This is a genomic window from Flavobacteriales bacterium (assembly GCA_020635795.1).
Taxonomy (GTDB): domain Bacteria; phylum Bacteroidota; class Bacteroidia; order Flavobacteriales_E; family Vicingaceae; genus Vicingus.
Genome location: JACJZD010000002.1, coordinates 207638 through 226868 on the forward strand (window position 1 = coordinate 207638; position 19231 = coordinate 226868).

17 protein-coding genes are annotated in these 19231 nt (G+C 34.4%); 8 read left to right on the top strand and 9 right to left on the bottom strand.

The window, feature by feature from the left end:
* Window positions 1–38 precede the first annotated feature (38 nt).
* The 5 genes from H6589_08575 to H6589_08595 form a co-directional block, all read right to left on the bottom strand.
* Window positions 39–1817 (bottom strand): hypothetical protein, encoded by a 1779-nt coding sequence (locus H6589_08575; protein ID MCB9174648.1) that lies wholly within the window; start codon window positions 1815–1817, stop codon window positions 39–41.
* A gap of 107 nt (window positions 1818–1924) precedes the next feature.
* Window positions 1925–2854, bottom strand: a complete 930-nt coding sequence (locus H6589_08580; protein ID MCB9174649.1) for a type IX secretion system membrane protein PorP/SprF — start codon at window positions 2852–2854, stop codon at window positions 1925–1927.
* Between the two features lie 2 nt (window positions 2855–2856).
* Entirely contained in the window at window positions 2857–7443 is a 4587-nt protein-coding gene (locus H6589_08585) for a gliding motility-associated C-terminal domain-containing protein (GenBank protein ID MCB9174650.1), read from the bottom strand.
* Window positions 7444–7549: 106 nt separating this feature from the next.
* Window positions 7550–9088 (bottom strand): SUMF1/EgtB/PvdO family nonheme iron enzyme, encoded by a 1539-nt coding sequence (locus tag H6589_08590; protein ID MCB9174651.1) that lies wholly within the window; start codon window positions 9086–9088, stop codon window positions 7550–7552.
* A 101-nt stretch (window positions 9089–9189) separates the two neighbouring features.
* The gene (locus H6589_08595) at window positions 9190–9405 is read right to left on the bottom strand and encodes a response regulator transcription factor (protein MCB9174652.1); all 216 of its coding nucleotides are present in this window, start codon (window positions 9403–9405) and stop codon (window positions 9190–9192) included.
* Between the two features lie 125 nt (window positions 9406–9530).
* Here H6589_08595 and H6589_08600 point away from each other — a divergent pair, with 125 nt between their 5' ends.
* Window positions 9531–10052 carry an adenylyltransferase/cytidyltransferase family protein gene (locus H6589_08600; GenBank protein MCB9174653.1) on the top strand — a complete coding sequence of 174 codons (522 nt, stop codon included), beginning with the start codon at window positions 9531–9533 and terminating at the stop codon, window positions 10050–10052.
* A 72-nt stretch (window positions 10053–10124) separates the two neighbouring features.
* Here the strand turns inward: H6589_08600 and H6589_08605 are convergent, their stop codons facing one another.
* Window positions 10125–10637 (bottom strand): gamma carbonic anhydrase family protein, encoded by a 513-nt coding sequence (locus H6589_08605; protein MCB9174654.1) that lies wholly within the window; start codon window positions 10635–10637, stop codon window positions 10125–10127.
* Window positions 10638–10639: 2 nt separating this feature from the next.
* Window positions 10640–11092 carry a D-tyrosyl-tRNA(Tyr) deacylase gene (locus H6589_08610; GenBank protein ID MCB9174655.1) on the bottom strand — a complete coding sequence of 151 codons (453 nt, stop codon included), beginning with the start codon at window positions 11090–11092 and terminating at the stop codon, window positions 10640–10642.
* Between the two features lie 72 nt (window positions 11093–11164).
* Between H6589_08610 and H6589_08615 the strand changes: the two genes are divergently transcribed.
* Window positions 11165–11683 (top strand): hypothetical protein, encoded by a 519-nt coding sequence (locus tag H6589_08615; GenBank protein MCB9174656.1) that lies wholly within the window; start codon window positions 11165–11167, stop codon window positions 11681–11683.
* Here H6589_08615 and rsgA read toward each other — a convergent pair whose 3' ends face one another.
* The gene (rsgA, locus tag H6589_08620) at window positions 11684–12616 is read right to left on the bottom strand and encodes a ribosome small subunit-dependent GTPase A (protein ID MCB9174657.1); all 933 of its coding nucleotides are present in this window, start codon (window positions 12614–12616) and stop codon (window positions 11684–11686) included.
* Between the two features lie 146 nt (window positions 12617–12762).
* Between rsgA and gldA the strand changes: the two genes are divergently transcribed.
* From gldA to H6589_08650, 6 genes are all read left to right on the top strand, one after another.
* Entirely contained in the window at window positions 12763–13665 is a 903-nt protein-coding gene (gene gldA / locus H6589_08625) for a gliding motility-associated ABC transporter ATP-binding subunit GldA (protein ID MCB9174658.1), read from the top strand.
* Window positions 13666–13870: 205 nt separating this feature from the next.
* Window positions 13871–15124, top strand: coding sequence for a methionine adenosyltransferase (locus H6589_08630; protein MCB9174659.1), 1254 nt, complete (start codon window positions 13871–13873; stop codon window positions 15122–15124).
* Between the two features lie 184 nt (window positions 15125–15308).
* A complete protein-coding gene (locus H6589_08635; protein ID MCB9174660.1) occupies window positions 15309–16130 on the top strand; it encodes a MotA/TolQ/ExbB proton channel family protein in 822 nt (273 codons plus the stop codon).
* 5 nt (window positions 16131–16135) lie between these two features.
* Complete coding sequence (locus H6589_08640) at window positions 16136–16543, top strand: hypothetical protein (GenBank protein ID MCB9174661.1); 408 nt, start codon at window positions 16136–16138, stop codon at window positions 16541–16543.
* Between the two features lie 6 nt (window positions 16544–16549).
* Window positions 16550–17152: a biopolymer transporter ExbD gene (locus H6589_08645; protein ID MCB9174662.1), complete on the top strand. Its 603-nt coding sequence runs from the start codon at window positions 16550–16552 to the stop codon at window positions 17150–17152.
* On the top strand, window positions 17152–17628 hold the full coding sequence (locus tag H6589_08650) for a biopolymer transporter ExbD (protein ID MCB9174663.1): 477 nt from the start codon (window positions 17152–17154) through the stop codon (window positions 17626–17628). Before H6589_08645 ends, H6589_08650 begins: the two co-directional genes overlap by 1 nt.
* 144 nt (window positions 17629–17772) lie before the next feature.
* On the opposite strand, the gene H6589_08655 is transcribed toward H6589_08650, so the two are convergent.
* Window positions 17773–19215 carry an aldehyde dehydrogenase gene (locus tag H6589_08655; protein MCB9174664.1) on the bottom strand — a complete coding sequence of 481 codons (1443 nt, stop codon included), beginning with the start codon at window positions 19213–19215 and terminating at the stop codon, window positions 17773–17775.
* Between the last annotated feature and the right edge of the window lie 16 nt (window positions 19216–19231).

Sequence of the window (19231 nt, forward strand, 5' to 3'; positions counted from 1 at the left end):
TACACAGGCACTTCTTATGAAAAACTAACTAAACTTACTTATTGTTTTAATGGGTCGAATTTACCAAACCATAGGCTGTTGCCCCATCTTTCGTTACCGCTCATACCACCTTTACGTTGACGAGCAATGTAAACCACTTGTTTACCACCATTGATAGTGATGTAAGGACTATCTTTTCCTTTTCCATTATCTTCTAAATCTAGGTATAAGTAGTAATCTTTACCTCCAAAAGTTTTAAAATCAGAGATGTCTCCTGAAGTGATGTCTATTTTACCCAATCTACCTTGGTATAGTGGCGTATAAACACATGTTGTAGTAGTTGTTTGAGTTCCTGCAATGTAGTTTGTTGAGGTTTCAGAAGAACAGTCAACATCCACATCTTGAACCAAGAATACATTCCAGAATAAATCTTTACCGTTTGGAGCTTCGTAGATAGAAAACTCTGATGGGAATGATTTAGCGCCACCAGCGCCACCTAACAAACCTGCCGATTTAGCTGTGTTTTCAACACCATAGTATCGTTTAAATGCACCTGTTTTATCAAAATGGAACATTAATAAGTCTTTGTAAACTCTTCCTTTTACATCGCCAATATTATCCATTTTAAAATCCTGACCAGAGATAAATACATCGCCATTTGAAGTAATGTTAACACCGTTTAAGATGAATTTTTTACCATCGAACTCACGTAATTTTTTCTGACTAGCTGGTTTAATGCCTTTTGCATTAATATCTTCGATAGAAACTGCCGAAACGAATTCCGCTTTTCCGCCACTAATTTTAGCAACTTGTAAGTATCCAAATTTCATGCTCTCTAATGTTGTCATTCTAGATTCAGCATCTCCTGCACTTGGCATAGCATCAAATGAAATACAGTAAGGAGGTTTAGTGTAATTTTTTTCTGGTTTGTTAATGTTACCAGCTCCGTAGAAATAAACATCATTACCTACGGCATAAGCATCGAAAATTGCCCATTCGTTACACTTGCTTTCAAAATTGAAACGTTCTTTAACATTTCCTGCCTCATCAATTCTAATGTAAGTAAGGTTGTTGGAATTGTCGTCGGCTAATTTTCCCATACCTTGAGCACTATATGGTGCAAAAACCAATAACCATTCGTCGGTATCTTCTAATTCTTTTGAAATTAATAAGGATTGTGGATGATCAAATTTAATAGGTGTTTTTTTAACTACATTTAAATCTTTGTCTATATGCATCAATAAATATTCTCTGTCGGCTTCTTTAGCCATTGACATAATACCTTTATTTATTAAAGCACAAACCAATAATTCTCCTTTGTCAGCAATATCTTTATGAGCGGTGTAAAATAATTTACGTTTTTTATCATCGCCGTCACCACCAATTTCTTTTGGTTTTTCTTTATCTAACAGTTTTTTAGTGGTTTCATAACCACCTTTCCACCAGTTCCATTGGTTAATGTATAAGGTTTTACGCAACACCAATTTCCCTGTCATGTTTGGACTAGCAGTAACACCAATCACCTCTTGGTAATCGCCTTTGTAGGTTTTGTTTTTTGATTTTGATTTCAGTTTTCTTTCAGCATCTTTAAAATTGTTTAACAAATTAAAGTCGTAATCGAATTGGTATACTTCATATTCCACCTTACGGTTGTTGTCTTTGGTTACAAAAACCATATCAAACTGCTGTTTAACATCGTCAACAACAACATTACCTAAGTACCCTTTGTTTTTAGATTTACCAGTAAGTTCTACAATTTTTTCTTGTGCAATTTGCGCACTAGCTGAGAATACAATGGCAAAACCAAATAGACCAGCGATTATTTTTTTATTCATCATAATTATTAAAGTTTAGAATAGTTAACGATACAAAGATTCCTCAAATAGAAAACAAAAGCAATACGGCATTTGACGTATAAATCAATTTTCAAATATTTTGAAAAACATTAAAAATGACTAGGCATTGATTTTTCTTTATTCTTAACAATGTCGTATCTCAACATTATTTCGTGACTACCACCATTGTAGTTAAACGTAGTGTTAGTGTAAGAAAAATCAAAAGAATAGCCAAACATAAATTGGTCGTTTAAATTGATGCCAAGCAGCAAGCCAAGAGCATCTCCAGTTCTCCAAGATATGCCTCCAGAGAATTTATCATTATAAATAACTGAAGAAGTTAAATCCATTTGAATAGGAGCTCCACTTGTAACTTTTACAAACGATGTTGGTTTTAATTTAAATTGTCCATCAGTTGTAAGGTTAAAAATGGTACCTCCCATTAAAAAATAGTGGCGTTGTTCGTTCGATATGGCTATTGAAGTTCCAGCTGGATTGCTAGCATCAAAACCATTTTGTAATAATTTTGGAGTTGATATTCCCGCGAAATATTTTTTGTTGTAATAATATGCTCCAAATCCAAAATTTGGTAACGTACCACTGCTTATGTTTTGAGCAAACGAAGCATCATTTTGGTCGATTATTTCTAACGAGGTTAAATTGGTTGAAATAAAATTAATTGATGCTTTAATTCCTAGTGACAACTTATCTCGTTCGTTAATTTTTATTTTGTAGGCAAAATCACCTGCTAAACCAATATTTTGCGTTGGACCAATTTGATCGTTTAATACCGAAAATCCAACACCAATATTTTTACCATCAATAGGCATGTGAGCCGTTAAATTTTGTGTGGTAGGTGCTCCTTTAAATGATGTCCATTGCGAACGATGAATACCTGTTATGCTTATGGCATCAACAGTACCGGCATAGCCTGGGTTTATAGCCAATTTATTAAACATGTAATGCGTAAACATGGCTTCTTGTTGTGCAAACGTTACACAAGAAATAAAAAGAGATATGATGGTTATAAAGTTTCGCATGGTTATCTATTTATATATATGTAACCTTTAATTTCTTGAGAACCTGAAGGTCCTGTTTTACCTAAATCAAGGATGTAGAAGTACGTTCCTGATGGTAATTTTTCGCCAATTGTAATTCCAAACTGACTTGTTCCATCCCAATCCGATTTGTAAGGAGCAGCTTCAAACACTTTGTTCCCCCAACGGTTTACAATCATTATTTTATTGTTCGGGAATTGACTAATACCCACTATTTCAAATACATCATTAACTCCATCACCGTTAGGAGAGAATCCTTCAGGAATTTTAAATTCAGAATCAACACTTACTGTAATGGTGTCTGAAACGATACAACCACTTAAATTAACCTCAACTGTATATAAAGTTGTTTCTGTTGGAGATGCAATAGGATTGGCACAGTTTATACACGATAAACTTGATGTGGGTGTCCAAGTATATAACCCTCCGCCTGTAGCAGTTAATTGCGACGATTGACCGGATAATATCAATTCAGGGTCGGCAGTTAATGTTACTACTGGTAACGGATTTACATAAAGTTCAGTTATTACTAAACTATCGCAACCACCAGAAGATACTAGCAATTCAGTATAAGTTCCTGCAACAGTTTGATAAGCTCCTGCCAACAAGATGCTATCTCCAGCGCAAATGGTATCGTTGATGTTTATGGTAAAGCTGTTTATCACATTTAATGTTGTTGTAATTGTGCTATCGCAAGTTAAACTTGATGAATAAACATCCACATAAACTCCTGCTGTAGTTTGGTAAGCACCGCCAAGGAAAATACTATCTCCGCTACAAATGGTTGCGTTTGCAAAAATTTGATAGGTAGGATTTACAATTAATTCTTGTTGTACAATACTATCGCAACCATTTACTGCTCCATTTGGTATTACAGTAGAATAGATTCCTGCAACGGTTTGGTAGTTTCCAAAAATAAGAGCAGAATCGTTATCACAAATTGTAATTGGAGTTAAGGTTTCTGTTGCAATTGGTTTAATTCCTAAAGTTGTAACAACTGTACTGTCGCAACCAAATATTGAACTATAAACATCGGTGTAAACGCCTGCACTATTCTGATATGCTCCACCAAGCATTATGCTATCGCCAAAACATATTTCAATGTTTTGATTTATTGAGTAGGTAGGATTTATGTTTAAGGTTGTGTTAACTGTACTATCGCAACCAAAAATTGTACTATAAACATCAGTATAAACTCCAGCAACAGTTTGGTAAGCCCCTCCAAGCATGATGCTATCGCCTTGACAAATTGCAGCACTTGTATTAATAGTAAAAGTAGGGTTAACAATTAAAGTCGTTGCAATTATACTATCACAAGTATTTACAGATTGCAAAGTATCGTAATACGTTCCAGCAGTATATTGGTATATTCCACCGAACATAACACTATCACCTTGACAAATAGCAAGAGATTGAGGTACAACGTAATTAGGGTGTACAATTAATTCCTGAACCAAAATACTATCGCAACCAGAAGCTGCTGTGAGTACTTGATTGTATGTTCCTGCAACAGTTTCGTAGTTTCCAAAAATCAACGCACTATCCCCCTGACATACTTCTGCATCAGCTAAATTGGTATAAACAGTTGGAATTACATTAACATTAATAGTATCTGACGAAGAACATACACCTATTGTGGCAACTACATAGTACATGCCTGCACCAGCTGCACCAAAGGTTTGATTCATGTATCCTGGTAATGGGTTGCTTTGCCATTGATAAGTATCTGCACCAGCACCTGCATCTAATAATACTGTTACATTTTCACAAACGGTGGTATCTGGTCCCAAATCAATCGGGTGGTAAGGATTGATAATTAATTCTTGAGCAACAATACTATCACATCCAAAAACTGTTGTTGTTGAATCGTAATAAGTTCCCGCAACGGTTTCGTAGTTTCCAAAAATCAATGCACTATCGCCTTGGCAAATAGATATTGGAGTTAAACTATAGTTGTACGTTGGGTTAATGATTAATTGTTGTATCACGATGCTATCGCAAGTTGTTGATGCAACTAAGGTATCGTAATAATTACCTGCAACGGTTTGATAGTTTCCAAAAATTAATGCACTATCGCCTTGGCAAACTGCAACATCTGGTAAATTAGTTGTAGGTATTGGATTAACCGTTACATTAATAGTATCATTTGCAGAACAACTTCCAACATTTACAGTTACATAATATTGTCCAGAAGTAGTAACCAAATAAGTTTGATTAGTACTGTTGTCTTGCCAAGTGTACGAATTTCCAGCTCCTGCATCAAGTAATAATGAGTTTCCTGCACAGAAAGCCGTATCGTTGCCTAAATTAACACTTGAGTTTGATAATACTGATAAAGGTTGATTAACAATACTATCGCAACCATTGATACTTGTTAATGTATCGGAATAAGTTCCTGAAACGGTTTGATATGTTCCAAAAATTAACGCACTATCACCACTACAAATGGTAATTGTAGTAAGGTTTTGATTATAAACAGGATTCAAGATTAGTTGTTTTACCAAAATACTATCACAACCCGTTGAAGCAGTTAGGGTATCGTAATAATTCCCTGCAACAGTTTGGTAGTTTCCAAAAATTAACGCACTATCTCCTTGACAAACTACTTCGTTTGATAGGTTTGTAGTTACAATAGGATTTACGATTATATTAATTGTATCAGAAGTTGTACAAGCACCCAAAGTAGTTACAACATAATATGTTCCTGTACTCGAAACAGTGAAGGTTTGTTGATTGTAAGGGAACCCTGTACCATTCATCCATTGATAAGAACTTGCTCCAGCACTTGCGTCTAATGTTAAATTATTTCCAGCACAAAAAGCAGTATCGTTACCCAAATTAACCGCATGGCTTGGACTCACATTTAAAGTCTGATAAACAATACTGTCACAGCCATTAATGCTCATTAAAGTGTCGGAGTACGTTCCTGCTATTGTTTCATAATTACCTAATATTAAAGCACTATCACCTTGACAAATATTAACAGTACCAAGATTTTGATTGTATGTAAGATTAACAATTAATTGTTTTACCAAGATACTATCACAACCTGTTGAAGCAGTTAGGGTATCGTAATAATTCCCTGCAACAGTCTGGTAGTTTCCAAAAATTAAAGCACTATCTCCTTGACAAACTACTTCGTTTGATAGGTTTGTCGTTACAATAGGATTTACGATTACATTAATTGTATCAGAAGTTGTACAGGCTCCCAAAGTAGTTACAACATAATACGTTCCCGTACTTGAAACAGTGAAGGTTTGTTGATTGTAAGGGAACCCTGTTCCATTCATCCATTGATAAGTACTTGCTCCAGCACCTGCATTTAATGTTAAACTATTGCCAGCACAAAATGCTGTATCGTTTCCTAAATTAACTACATGGGTTGGACTAACATTTAATGTTTGCGAAACTGTACTATCACAACCATTAATGGTTTGATAAGTTGCTGTATAGGTTCCAGCAACTGTTTCATAATTACCTAATATTAAAGCACTGTCACCATTACAAATGGTAACAGTACCAAGGTTTTGGTTATAGGTAGGATTTACATTTAATTGTTGAACCAAAATACTATCACAACCTGTTGAAGATAAAATGGTATCTCTGTATGTTCCTGCAACACTTTGTAGTACGCCAAAAATTAAAGCACTATTACCTTGGCAAATGGTTGAATCAGGTAAATTAGTTGTTACGATTGGATTTACTGTAACGGTAATTGAATCGGTATCAGTACAAGTACCAAAACTTGCTGTAACAAAATATATTCCACTTGTATTTACTGTTAGTGTTTGATTTTGGTATGCTGGTATTGGATTGTTTTGCCACACGTAAGTAGCTCCTGTGTTTCCTGCATTTAAAACAATATTGTTTCCTGCACAAAAAGCGGTATCGTTTCCTAAATTAACTATAGGAACAGGGTTAACTGTAACTACAATAGAATCAACACCAGTACATCCAGCAGTATCGGTAACCAACACATAATATGTTCCAGTGGTATCTACTAAAAAAGTTTGCGTAGCAGAACCATCTTGCCATTCGTATGTCGCTCCTCCTGGAAAACTCCCTGCGTTTAAAGTAAGTGTTTGACCAGTACAGAACGAAGTATCGTTTCCTAGATTAATAGCAAGGAAACATCCTAAAGGTTCATTGGCACACCCATTTAGCTTACCATCTCCACCATCTCCACCGCTAAAAATATTGTTTAGATTAGATTGTTGAGTATAACAGCTTGTTGCATATCCATCGCCACTTCCACCAGCCGACATGGTCATGTTTAAATTAGAAGCTTGTGTATAACAATCTTTACTATACCCATCACCACTACCACCCGCAGAAAGTGTTAAGTTTAAATTAGAAGTTTGTGTATAACAATCTTTACTATGTCCATCACCACTTCCACCAGCCGACATGGTCATGTTTAGGTTAGTAGCTTGCGTATAACAATCTTTGCTATGCCCATCACCATTACCTCCTTGCGAAAGTGTTGTGTTTAAATTAGAAGTTTGTGTATAACACCCTTTGTCGTGTCCATCTTTGCTTCCCCCATTAAAAATGGCGTTGTTTTGTGCCATTATTAATGTTGAACTGCAAAGCAGTAACATTAGGTATATGATATATTTAGTCATTCTTATTTTTGATTATAAGATGCAAAGCTTTTTTAAAAGACTATTAATTTATTTATTGAGCAGTTCTAACTCCTCGTCCACCTAATGCAGCAATTCTAGTGGCGTTTATAGAGTGATAATGTGCATATTGACGTGATGAAGTTCGTAATTGATAGTCAGCACCATTAAACCCACTACCTCTCATTCCTAAGCCCCAAACACCAGAAGGCCAACTTGCAACATTGTAATTCCCAGCGGCATCAATACTCCCGTCGCCATGAGCTCCAACAAAAGTTCTTCCTTCAGCTCTTCCTACTGCAATAGTTAATTCCCATTGGTTTCCAGCTAACTCCATTATACCATAATAAGATGCTCCAGCTTCTACTCTGTTAGGGGTAGCTAAACTTGCTGCAAAAATACCTACTCTGTAAGGACGAGTATTGTTTGTTAAATTGTAAGCCGCATTTCCAATTGTAGTTACTGAATTTACTGTTTCATTTGGTAAGCCAGTATTTGTAATCGTATAACCTGGTCCCGCTTTAAGTGTAATATCTCCCCAAGGATATTCATCTGGGGTAGGTAAAAATCCAACACCTCTTGAACCTCTACATGCTTTTTCGTATTCCAATTCAGTCATTGGGCGTAAACCACTCCAATCCAAATAAGACATAAAATCGATATAATTAATGTAATACAAAGGTCTATCTGGAGCATCTGCTGCAAAAGTTGGGTGAGTACCTGTAATAGATTGATTATTTGTATTGTAAGCAGCCATATATCTTGCAGTGGCTTGAGTTAATGTAAGTTTGTTTAAAAAATCGGCATATTGACCTTGGGTTATTTCATACTTCATACAATAGAAAGCATTAAAACCCTTAGGAAACGCTGCTGGTAAAGTTTTAGTTGTAGCATCACTAAAATCTTCATAAGAAGGAGTTGTCATACCAGATGTATTGTTGTTGCCTAATGAGCCTGCACCGCCACCACCAAGTGTTAATGCTGCTTCAGACGTTAAATAAAATGGGTTGCCAGATGTTCCAGCTTCAAAATTTCCTTGAATACCAACACCAGCAACAGCAGCACCATCACCTAAATAATAAGCACCTTGTGGAACATAAACCATTTCAATAGCAAAAACACACACTTCAACGCTATCATCATCATTTAAACCATCAGCACCATAATCCCAACGTAAACGAGCCCCTGTAAAATTAACATTGCCAATACCATTTGCATTTCTATATAAAAACGCACCTTTTCCGTCAGAAGTAGTGTTAATTGTTGATCCTACAGGTTCAGTATTACCATCATTTGTAGCCGTTCCATCCACATAGTTTAATGTAGCATGTTTCCATGTGTTCATTGGAGGTATTCTGTATTTTACAAACACATACGCGGCATCCCAGTTGCTTTCAAGGGTTGAAGTTCTCCATGAATTTTCCCAACTTACATCAAACTTTACATGGGTATAATTAGCTGCTGTATTTTGAGCAATAATTGAAGTGTTAGCTACAGCAATATTGTTAGCAGATAAATTTGTTACTGAAGAAATAGCTATTAGCAACATTGCTGCAGTAACGTTTTTTGTAGTTTTTAGTAATGAATGTTTCATTTGTCTGTGTTTTATTTTTATTCGTCGAAATAATTTTATTATTAATCTTTACAAAGATTTGGTTAATGAGAAAAACTCGCAATACGGCATATGCCCTATTTTTAAAATTTTAATATTTTTTTCTCAATACATTTATGTATCGCTTCAACTTTATTGTGTGCACCTAATTTTTTATAAATGTTTTCAGTATGTTTTCTAACCGTTGCAGGACTAATATTCAGTTGGCTAGCTATTTCAGTATAATTTAATCCTTTATACATTAGAGCAACTACATCTTTTTCTCTACTAGTAATAGAACTATTCATTTGTTTCTTCATAAAGGATTTTTTTCAAAAACAAATAACATTAAAAAAACAAAACCATTCAATACGGCATTTGTCGTATATCGATTTGATTGTGTAATTAGGGAAAAAAATAATATCTTCGTTGTTTGAATTTGTAAATGAATAAACTACAAAACATAAAATCTAAAATTGTTGACCTTAAACAACTTGAAAAGTTGATTTCAACGTGGAAATCTGACCATCAACAAATTGTTTTTACCAATGGTTGTTTTGATATAATTCATCGTGGACATGTTGAATATTTGGCAGAAGCTTCAGATTTGGGAAATAAATTTATTCTAGCAGTAAATTCAGATGCTTCCGTTAAACGATTAGAAAAAGGAAGTTCAAGACCAATTCAGGATGAATATTCGAGGGCATTAATTGTTGCTGCTTTTAAATTTGTTGATGCAGTAATAATTTTTGATGAACAAACGCCTATAGAACTTATTCAAAAAATTGTTCCAGATGTATTGGTGAAAGGAGGGGATTACGACCCGAATTGTACTGATAAAACAGAGAAAAAATACATTGTGGGTTCTGATGTGGTTAAAGCAAATAGTGGTAGAGTAGAGGTTATCAAATTTGTACCAGGGTTTTCTACTTCAAAAATTGAAGCTAAAATTAGAACTTGTAAATAAAATTTCCCATCCCTGCCCTTCCCAAAGGGAAGGGATTGTTCCCCTCCTTCGGAGGGGTTAGGGGAGGAAGTTTCATTTGTACCAACCCGAATACATTACATAACTATCAGCGATTCGATTTATTTCTCCTTCAATTAAATTCTGGTCTACATTTTTTATTTTTTTAGCAGGATTTCCAGCATAAACACTTCCACTTTCAATGTGTGTTCCTTTGGTAACTACAGCTCCAGCACCAACAATTGAATTACTTTCAATAACAACATCATCCATAACAATGGCGCCCATACCTATTAAAACATTGTCATGTATAGTGCAGCCATGCACCAAAGCGTTGTGTCCAATTGAAACATTGTTGCCAATATTGGTTGGTGATATTTTATAGGTGGCATGTATTACCGCTCCATCTTGCACATTTACTTTGTTACCCATTTTAATGTAATGCACGTCACCACGGATAACGGCATTAAACCAAATACTGCAATTATCTCCCATTTTTACATTGCCAGTTATGGTTGAATTTTCTGCTAAAAAGCAATCTTTGCCAAATTCTGGAGTGTCTCCGTTTACTGTTTTAATTAATGCCATAGTTATTCTTTGTTTTTTGAATCGATAATTATTGTAACTGGTCCATCATTTACTAACGAGACTTTCATGTCGGCTCCAAATTCTCCGGTTTGTATTTTTTTATTGAGCTCTTTTTCCAGTTGAGTGATAAAACCTTCGTACAACGGAATTGCAGTTTCTGGTTTTGCGGCATTTATAAACGATGGTCGGTTGCCTTTTTTTGTGCTGGCGTGTAAAGTAAATTGGCTAACTATTATCACTTCTCCTTTGGTGTCTAAAACAGATAAATTCATCGCTCCGTTTTCATCTCCAAAAATACGTAAACGAGCAATTTTACCACACAACCATTCAATGTCTTCAGTGGTGTCATCATGTTCAATACCCAATAAAATAAGCAGCCCATTGCCAATTTCACTTTTGGTGATTTGGTTAATATCAACCGATGCTGATAATACTCTTTGAATAACTGTTTTCATTGGTTACGAAGATAATAGTTTTAATTCCATTTTTTAAAAAGTAAGTTTATATTTGGATAAATTAATTGTAATATGAAGAAGCTAATATTAGTGCTGTTTTTACTGGCCGGTTTGACTAAAGTTTATGCTCAACAAGAACCCACACCAAAGGAATTTGATCAGTTTTCGTATGGGTTAGGGGCTGGATTGGATTATGGAGGGTTGCTTGGGGTTAATGTTTCTTGGTATATAGTTCCAAATGTTGGAATTTTTGTAGCAGGAGGCTATAGTTTTCCTGGTGTTGGTTACAACTATGGGTTAAAAGCTCGATTACGAAGTGTAAATCAAAAATCAAACTTATCTCCATATATAATAGGTATGTATGGTACAAATGCTTTTGTAATTTATAAAGATAAATACTCAGAAGAATTTAAGAGTTTTAATGGTACTAGTTTTGGTATTGGAGTTGATTTTGGTCCTAAAAATGGAAAGAACACGTTCTTTAATTTTTCAATCATTTATCCTATTAGAGATGCTCAACTAAAGGCTTATGATTTTTATCCGGCAACTCTTGGATTGGGAATAAAGTTTGTATTGTCAAAACATAAATAATTAATACCCTTTTCCTCGATAATTCTCTTCCTCGTCGTCGTTATACATGCTTAAATAGTTGTTGTATCGAAACTCAACAATCCCTCCATTTGCAACAGCATCTTTTACCGCACATTTGGGTTCGTTAATGTGTTGGCAATTACTAAACTGGCAATTATCTAAAACTTTTAACATATCTAAAAAATAGTGAGATAAGTCTGCTTTTTCAAAATCAATCAACCCAAAAGCTTTTACTCCAGGCGTATCTATAATGTATCCTCCAAAATTTAAATCGAACATTTCAGCAAAAGTAGTGGTGTGTTTTCCTTGTGAGTGCATTTCAGAAATGGCACTGGTTTTTAAATTCAATGTTGGTTCTATGGTATTTAACAAAGTAGATTTTCCAACACCCGAATGACCTGATATAACCGAAGTTTTATCTTTTAAAATTAGTTTGAACGTCTCTAAATTTTCTTGGTTTAAAGCCGAAACAGCTATACATTGATAACCTATTTTTGTATAAATAGCCATCAAGTTGTTTAACTCTTCCTGTTCTTCCTTATTATATAAATCAATTTTGTTAAACACTAATATGGTAGGAATGTGGTAGGCTTCCGCCGAAATTAAAAATCGATCAATAAAACCTGTTGTAGTTTTAGGTTGCGAAATGGTTACAATTAAAATGGCTTGGTCAACATTAGCAGCAATAATGTGCGAGTGTTTAGATAAGTTTATTGATTTTCGAACAATGTAGTTTTTTCTATCTGCAATTGCTGTAATCACATTACTCCCTTCATCCTGTTTTATGCTTACTAAATCACCAACTGCAACTGGGTTTGTAGAGCGAATGCCTTTAAGCCGAAATTTTCCTTGAATACGTGCTTCCACAACATCTCCATTATCAAGTTTTACGTTGTACCAGCTTCCTGTAGATTTTACGACTATTCCTTTCACTGTAAATTAAAAAATCAAAAATAAAGAAATAATCTGCTTTAAGTTAAAATCATTATTTTCGCAGTACAATATAGTTAACAAGGGTAAGTGTTGATAGGGTTGGAGTAACCCTTTTAACTTTTAACTTTTAACTTTTAACTTGAAGTATGTCAATAGAGGTAAAAAATGTAAGTAAAATTTATGGAGAGCAAAAGGCTCTTGACAATGTTTCATTTACTGTTGAACCAGGTCAAATAGTGGGGTTTTTAGGTCCAAACGGTGCTGGAAAATCTACCATGATGAAAATTATTACTTGTTTTATCCCTCAAACCGAAGGACAAATAAAAGTTTGTGGCTTTGATGTAACCGAACAACCAATTGATGTGAAAAAACATGTGGGCTACTTGCCAGAACACAATCCTTTGTATTTAGACATGTATGTAAAGGAGTATTTGGATTTTACTGCTGGTGTTTATAAAATACCTAACAAACGTGAGCGAATAAAGGAGATGGTTGAAATGGTTGGTTTAACGCTGGAACAAAACAAAAAAATTGGCGCCTTATCAAAAGGATATCGTCAGCGTGTTGGCTTGGCTCAAGCCATGATTCACAATCCTGATGTATTGATTTTAGATGAACCAACAACAGGTTTAGACCCCAATCAATTAGAAGAAATTCGAAATTTGATTAAAAGAATTGGACAAGAAAAAACCATTATGCTTTCAACGCACATTATGCAAGAGGTTGAAGCTATATGCGACAAAACCATTATCATTAATAAAGGAGTAATTGTTGCCAATGATAAAACCAAAGAGTTACAAAAACAACAATCAAAATCCATCATTTTAACGGTGGAGTTTGATAAAGAAATTGATAAAGGTCAATTGTCTAGAATTGATGGTGTTTCAAATGTGTTAAACAAGAAAGGCAATAGTTGGGTGTTAGAAATAGCTTCCGATAAGGTTAGAAATAATATTTACCAATTTGCAATGCAAAACGATGCAACGGTTTTATCTATTCAAACCGAAACACAGAGTTTGGAAAATGTATTTAAAAATTTAACCAAATAAAATAGTTTCACATTCTTCGTAAACAATATTTTTTTCTTTTCTTTGTCGAAATATTTGTGGAATGATTTGATAGATTGCAACCACGACCAAGTTTCTCTTTTATCAGAAACTTGTCAAAAAAGTGCTAAAACATGATTGCTTTCTCTCTACACATTACTTCAAATTTTATTTAACAATTGATTTATTCATTTAAAATTAAAATTTAATGTCGTATTTATTTACATCTGAATCGGTATCAGAAGGGCATCCAGACAAAGTTGCCGACCAAATTTCTGATGCGTTAATTGACAACTTTTTGGCGTTCGACGCAGACTCAAAAGTTGCTTGTGAAACATTAGTAACAACAGGGCAGGTTATTCTTGCTGGCGAAGTAAAATCTAAAGCATATTTAGATGTTCAAGAAATCGCTAGACAAGTTATTCGTAAAATAGGATATACCAAGTCTGAATACATGTTTGAAGCAAATTCATGTGGTATTCTTTCTGCTATTCACGAACAATCATCTGATATTAATCAAGGCGTTGACCGTAAAAAGAAAGAAGAGCAAGGAGCTGGTGACCAAGGTATGATGTTTGGTTATGCAACCAACGAAACTGAAAACTATATGCCGTTGGCTTTAGATTTAGCTCATGGTATTTTAATTGAATTGGCTGCTTTACGTAGAGAAAACAAACAAATTAAATACTTACGTCCAGATGCTAAATCTCAAGTAACATTAGAATATGATGACAATAACAATCCTATTCGTATTGATGCCATTGTAGTTTCTACACAACACGATGATTTTGATGCTGAAGGAAAAATGTTGGCTAAAATTAAAAAAGACATCGTTGATATTTTAATTCCAAGAGTTAAAAAGAAATATCCAAAATACGCTCATTTATTCAACAATAAAATTAGTTACCACATTAACCCAACGGGTAAATTTGTTATAGGTGGTCCTCACGGTGATACTGGTTTAACTGGTAGAAAAATTATTGTAGATACTTATGGTGGTAAAGGTGCTCACGGTGGTGGTGCTTTCTCGGGTAAAGATCCAAGTAAAGTTGACCGTTCAGCAGCTTATGCTACTCGTCATATTGCTAAAAACTTAGTTGCTGCAGGAGTTTGTTCTGAAGTGTTGGTTCAAGTTTCTTATGCAATTGGTGTTGCGAAACCAATGGGTATTTTTATTGATACTTATGGTACAGCTAAAGTTAAAATGACTGATGGTCAGATTGCTAAAATCGTAGAATCGGTATTTGATATGCGACCTTATTTTATTGAGCAACGATTAAAATTACGTACTCCAATGTATAGCGAAACTGCTGCTTACGGACACATGGGGCGTAAAAATGAAGTGATTACAAAAACGTTTAAATCACCAGACGGAAAAGAGAAAAAAGTAAAAGTTGAATTGTTTACTTGGGAAAAATTAGATTATGTTCCTAAAGTGAAAAAAGCTTTTAAACTAAAATAATTTTAAGGTCGGTTATGTTGCATAATCGACCTTTAATTTAAAAAATCAACCGTTAACATAAGCTTATCAAAAAAAATTAACCATTGAATAATTTTTTTTGTAATTTGGCGGTTAATTACAACAACGTAATTTTAAAATTAAAAATAATACAAACAAAAAAGGTTAGATAACAAACAATTAAACTATGAAAAAGTTATTAGCACTATTAACAATTACAAGCGTTTTAAGCTTTGGTATGTTAAACAATTCAGTTTATGCTCAAACAGAACCAGCAGCTGAAGAAACAGTAGTAGAAGAAACTCCAGCTCCAGCAGAAGCTGCGCCAGTAGCTGCAGAAGCACCAGCTGAAGAAGTTGCTCCAGCAGAACAATCTTTTACTCAAGTTATTAAACAAAAATTTATTGAAGGTGGTCCTGAGTTTATGGGTATCGTTTTAGTGTGTTTAATTTTAGGTCTTGCAATTGTTATTGAAAGAGTTATCTATTTAAACATGTCTACTACAAACACTACTAAATTATTAAAAAACATCGAAGATGCATTGTCATCAGGTGGTGTTGATGCTGCTAAAGAAGTTTGTAGAAATACAAAAGGTCCGGTAGCTAGTATTTTTTACCAAGGTTTAGAAAGAAGCCACGAAGGTGTTGATATGGTTGAGAAATCAGTTGTATCATACGGTGGTGTTCAAATGGGATTATTAGAGAAAGGAATTTCTTGGATTTCATTATTTATTGCTCTTGCTCCAATGTTAGGTTTCATGGGTACCGTTATTGGTATGATTGACGCTTTTGATGCAATTGCTGCTGCTGGTGATATCTCTCCTGCTGTTGTTGCTGATGGTATTAAAGTGGCTTTATTAACTACTGTATTTGGATTAATTGTAGCAATTATCTTACAAATTTTCTATAATTACTTAGTTGCGAAAGTTGATGGTTTAGTTAACGATATGGAAAATGCTTCTATTTCATTAATTGACATTTTAGTAAAACACGATTTATCTAAAAAATAATAAATATGGATAACAAGTTATATAGAATCATATTAATTGCATTGCTTGGATTATCAGCTGTTTTAAGCGTGTTATTCTTTGTTGGTGCAGTTAGTGAAGGTTTATTAATTACATGGTGTTATATTTTGTTTGGGATTGCTGCAATTGCTGCAATTGTATTTCCAATACTTAATATGGTTCAAAACCCTAAAGGAGCAAAAAATGCACTGATTGGTGTGGTTGCTCTAGTTGTTGTTTTTGGCTTAGGTTATGCCTTAGCTGGAAGCGAAGAGTTTTTTACTCACGATGGAAATTTATTAGCAGATGCTGCAACCTCAAAAAAATCTGAAGCAGGACTAATTGCATTTTATATTATGGGTGCAGCTGCTATTGGAGCAGTAATTTTTGCTGAAGTTTCAAAAATGTTAAAATAATAATTCATGGCAAAAAGAGAAATATCTGAAATAAATGCCGGCTCTATGGCCGATATTGCTTTCTTGCTTTTAATTTTCTTCTTGGTTACCACAACTATGGATACCGATACTGGATTATTGAGAAGATTGCCACCTCCACCAGAAGATAAAAACGAAGAAATCGACATTAAACAACGTAATATTTTTGAAGTGTTGGTTAATGCGAATGATCAATTGTTAGCTGATGGTGAATACATTCAAGTAACGGAGCTTAAAGCTAAAGTGAAAGAATTTATTAAGGGAGATCCAAACAATCCAGAAATGCCAGAGTTTAAAAATGAGGAAGTGCCAATTTTTGGAACTATTCCTGTTTCTAAACAAATTGTTTCATTACAAAATGATAACGGAACATCTTATCAAATGTACATTAAAGTACAAAATGAGTTGATTGCCGCTTACAGAGAAGTTAGAAACGAAAGAGCATTAAAGGAATTTGGTAAAACATACGATGAGTTAGCTGCAACTGCTGAATCTTCTGAGACGATTGCAAATCAAGCAGAAGCGATTAAGTCAATTTACCCTCAACGTATTTCTGAGGCAGAACCTAAAGCTATAGGAGGAGGTCAATAATGTCAAAATTTAGAAAAAACGGAAAAAAAAGTCAGCCAGCTGTAAATACTGCGGCTTTACCTGACATCGTTTTCATGTTGTTATTTTTCTTTATGGTTACAACAACCATGAGAGAAACTACCTTGAAAGTAAAAGTGGTAACTCCAAAAGCTACTGAGGTAGAAAAAATGGAGAAAAAATCGTTGGTAAGCTACATTTACATTGGAGAGCCAATTAAATCGTTACAAGGTGCGTTTGGTACTGCCCCACGTATTCAGTTAAACGATGTTTTTGCAACTAAAGAAGATTTGTTTCAATTTGTTGAAATGGAAAAAGACAAAAGAGACGAAGCTGAACGTAACATGATTACTTGGTCGTTAAAAGTTGATCAAGATACCAAAATGGGTATTGTTACAGAAGTAAAACAAGAAATGAGAAAAGTTAATGCGTTGAAAATTAACTACTCATCTAAAAAAACGGATAAGATTGTAGATTAATTACAACAATCGACATAAAACAAAGAAGGGAGCAATTTTGCCCCCTTCTTTGTTTTATGTATTCGTCATTGCGGGCTTGACCCGCAATCTAGTTCCCAAGAGTTTACGCATTGGATTGCGGGTCAAGCCCGCAATGACGTAACATCAAAGCTTAATACAAACATTTTTAGGTTCAGTAAAAAAGTTTAGTGCTTCAAATCCACCTTCTCTACCGACTCCCGATTGTTTTACACCGCCAAAAGGAGTTCTTAAATCGCGTAACAACCATGTGTTTACCCAAACTATACCTGAGTGTAAATTTCCTGCTACTCGATGTGCTTTTTTAAGGTTGTTTGTCCATACCGTAGCAGCTAAGCCATATTTAGTACTATTTGCCATCATTAACACTTCTTCCTCAGTTTCAAAAGGCATAATGGTTACTACTGGTCCAAATATTTCTTCTTGATTTGTTCTACAAGTGTAACTTAGTCCCTCAATAATTGTAGGTTGAATATAATAACCGGTTTTAAATTCGCCATCTACTATATATTGACTTCCACCACACAATACGGTACCACCTTCTTCTTTAGCTAAATCTACATAAGAAAGTACTTTTTTCATGTGTGGTTCTGAAACTACTGCACCAACATTGGTGTTTTCATCAAATGGATTTCCTACTTGTAGTTTCTTTACCTTGTCTACAAATGCAGTTTTAAATTTTTCATAAATTCCTTTTTGTACAAAAATTCTTGAGCCACATAAGCAAATTTGACCTTGGTTGGCAAAAGATGAATGAACAGTAGTTCGTAACGCATCTTCAAAATCGCAATCATCGAAAATAATATTAGGGTTTTTACCGCCTAATTCTAAAGATAGTTTTTTAAACATTGGGCCAGCAGTAGAAATAATTTGTTTTCCAGTAACAGTACCTCCTGTAAAAGAAATTACTGGAATGTCAGGATGGCTTGTGATAGCAGCACCAACTTTATGACCTAAACCGTGCACAATGTTTAAAACACCTTTTGGCAAACCTGCTTCAATACATATTTCAGATAATAAATATGCGGTCATTGGTGTAACTTCAGAAGGTTTTGCAACAACAGTATTTCCTGCAGCTAATGCAGGAGCTATTTTCCAACTGAATAAATACAAAGGTAAATTCCAAGGAGAAATACATCCGCAAACTCCAATAGGTTCACGCAAGGTGTAATTTATAGCGGTATCTTCCATGGCGTGAGATTCGGAAGCATAATGCAAAATTCCTGTTGCATAAAAATTAAAGTTGCTTGCTGCACGAGGAATATCAACAGACTTAGCTAATTTCAAAGGTTTGCCATTATCAATAGATTCTGCTTCAGCCAGTTTATCGAGATTTTTCTCAATTAAAAAAGCAATTTGTTGAATTATTCTTGAGCGTTTTTCTTTTGGAGTTTTACTCCACGATGGGAAAGCAGCTAAAGCAGCTTTTGTTGCCAAATCAACATCTTGTTCGTCAGAATCAGGAATTAATGAATAAACCTGACCAATTGAAGGATTAACATTATCAATATACGTATTGTTTATTGGAGCAATTAATTCTCCATTAATGTAATTTTTAATTTTTTGCATACTTTAAAATATAGAA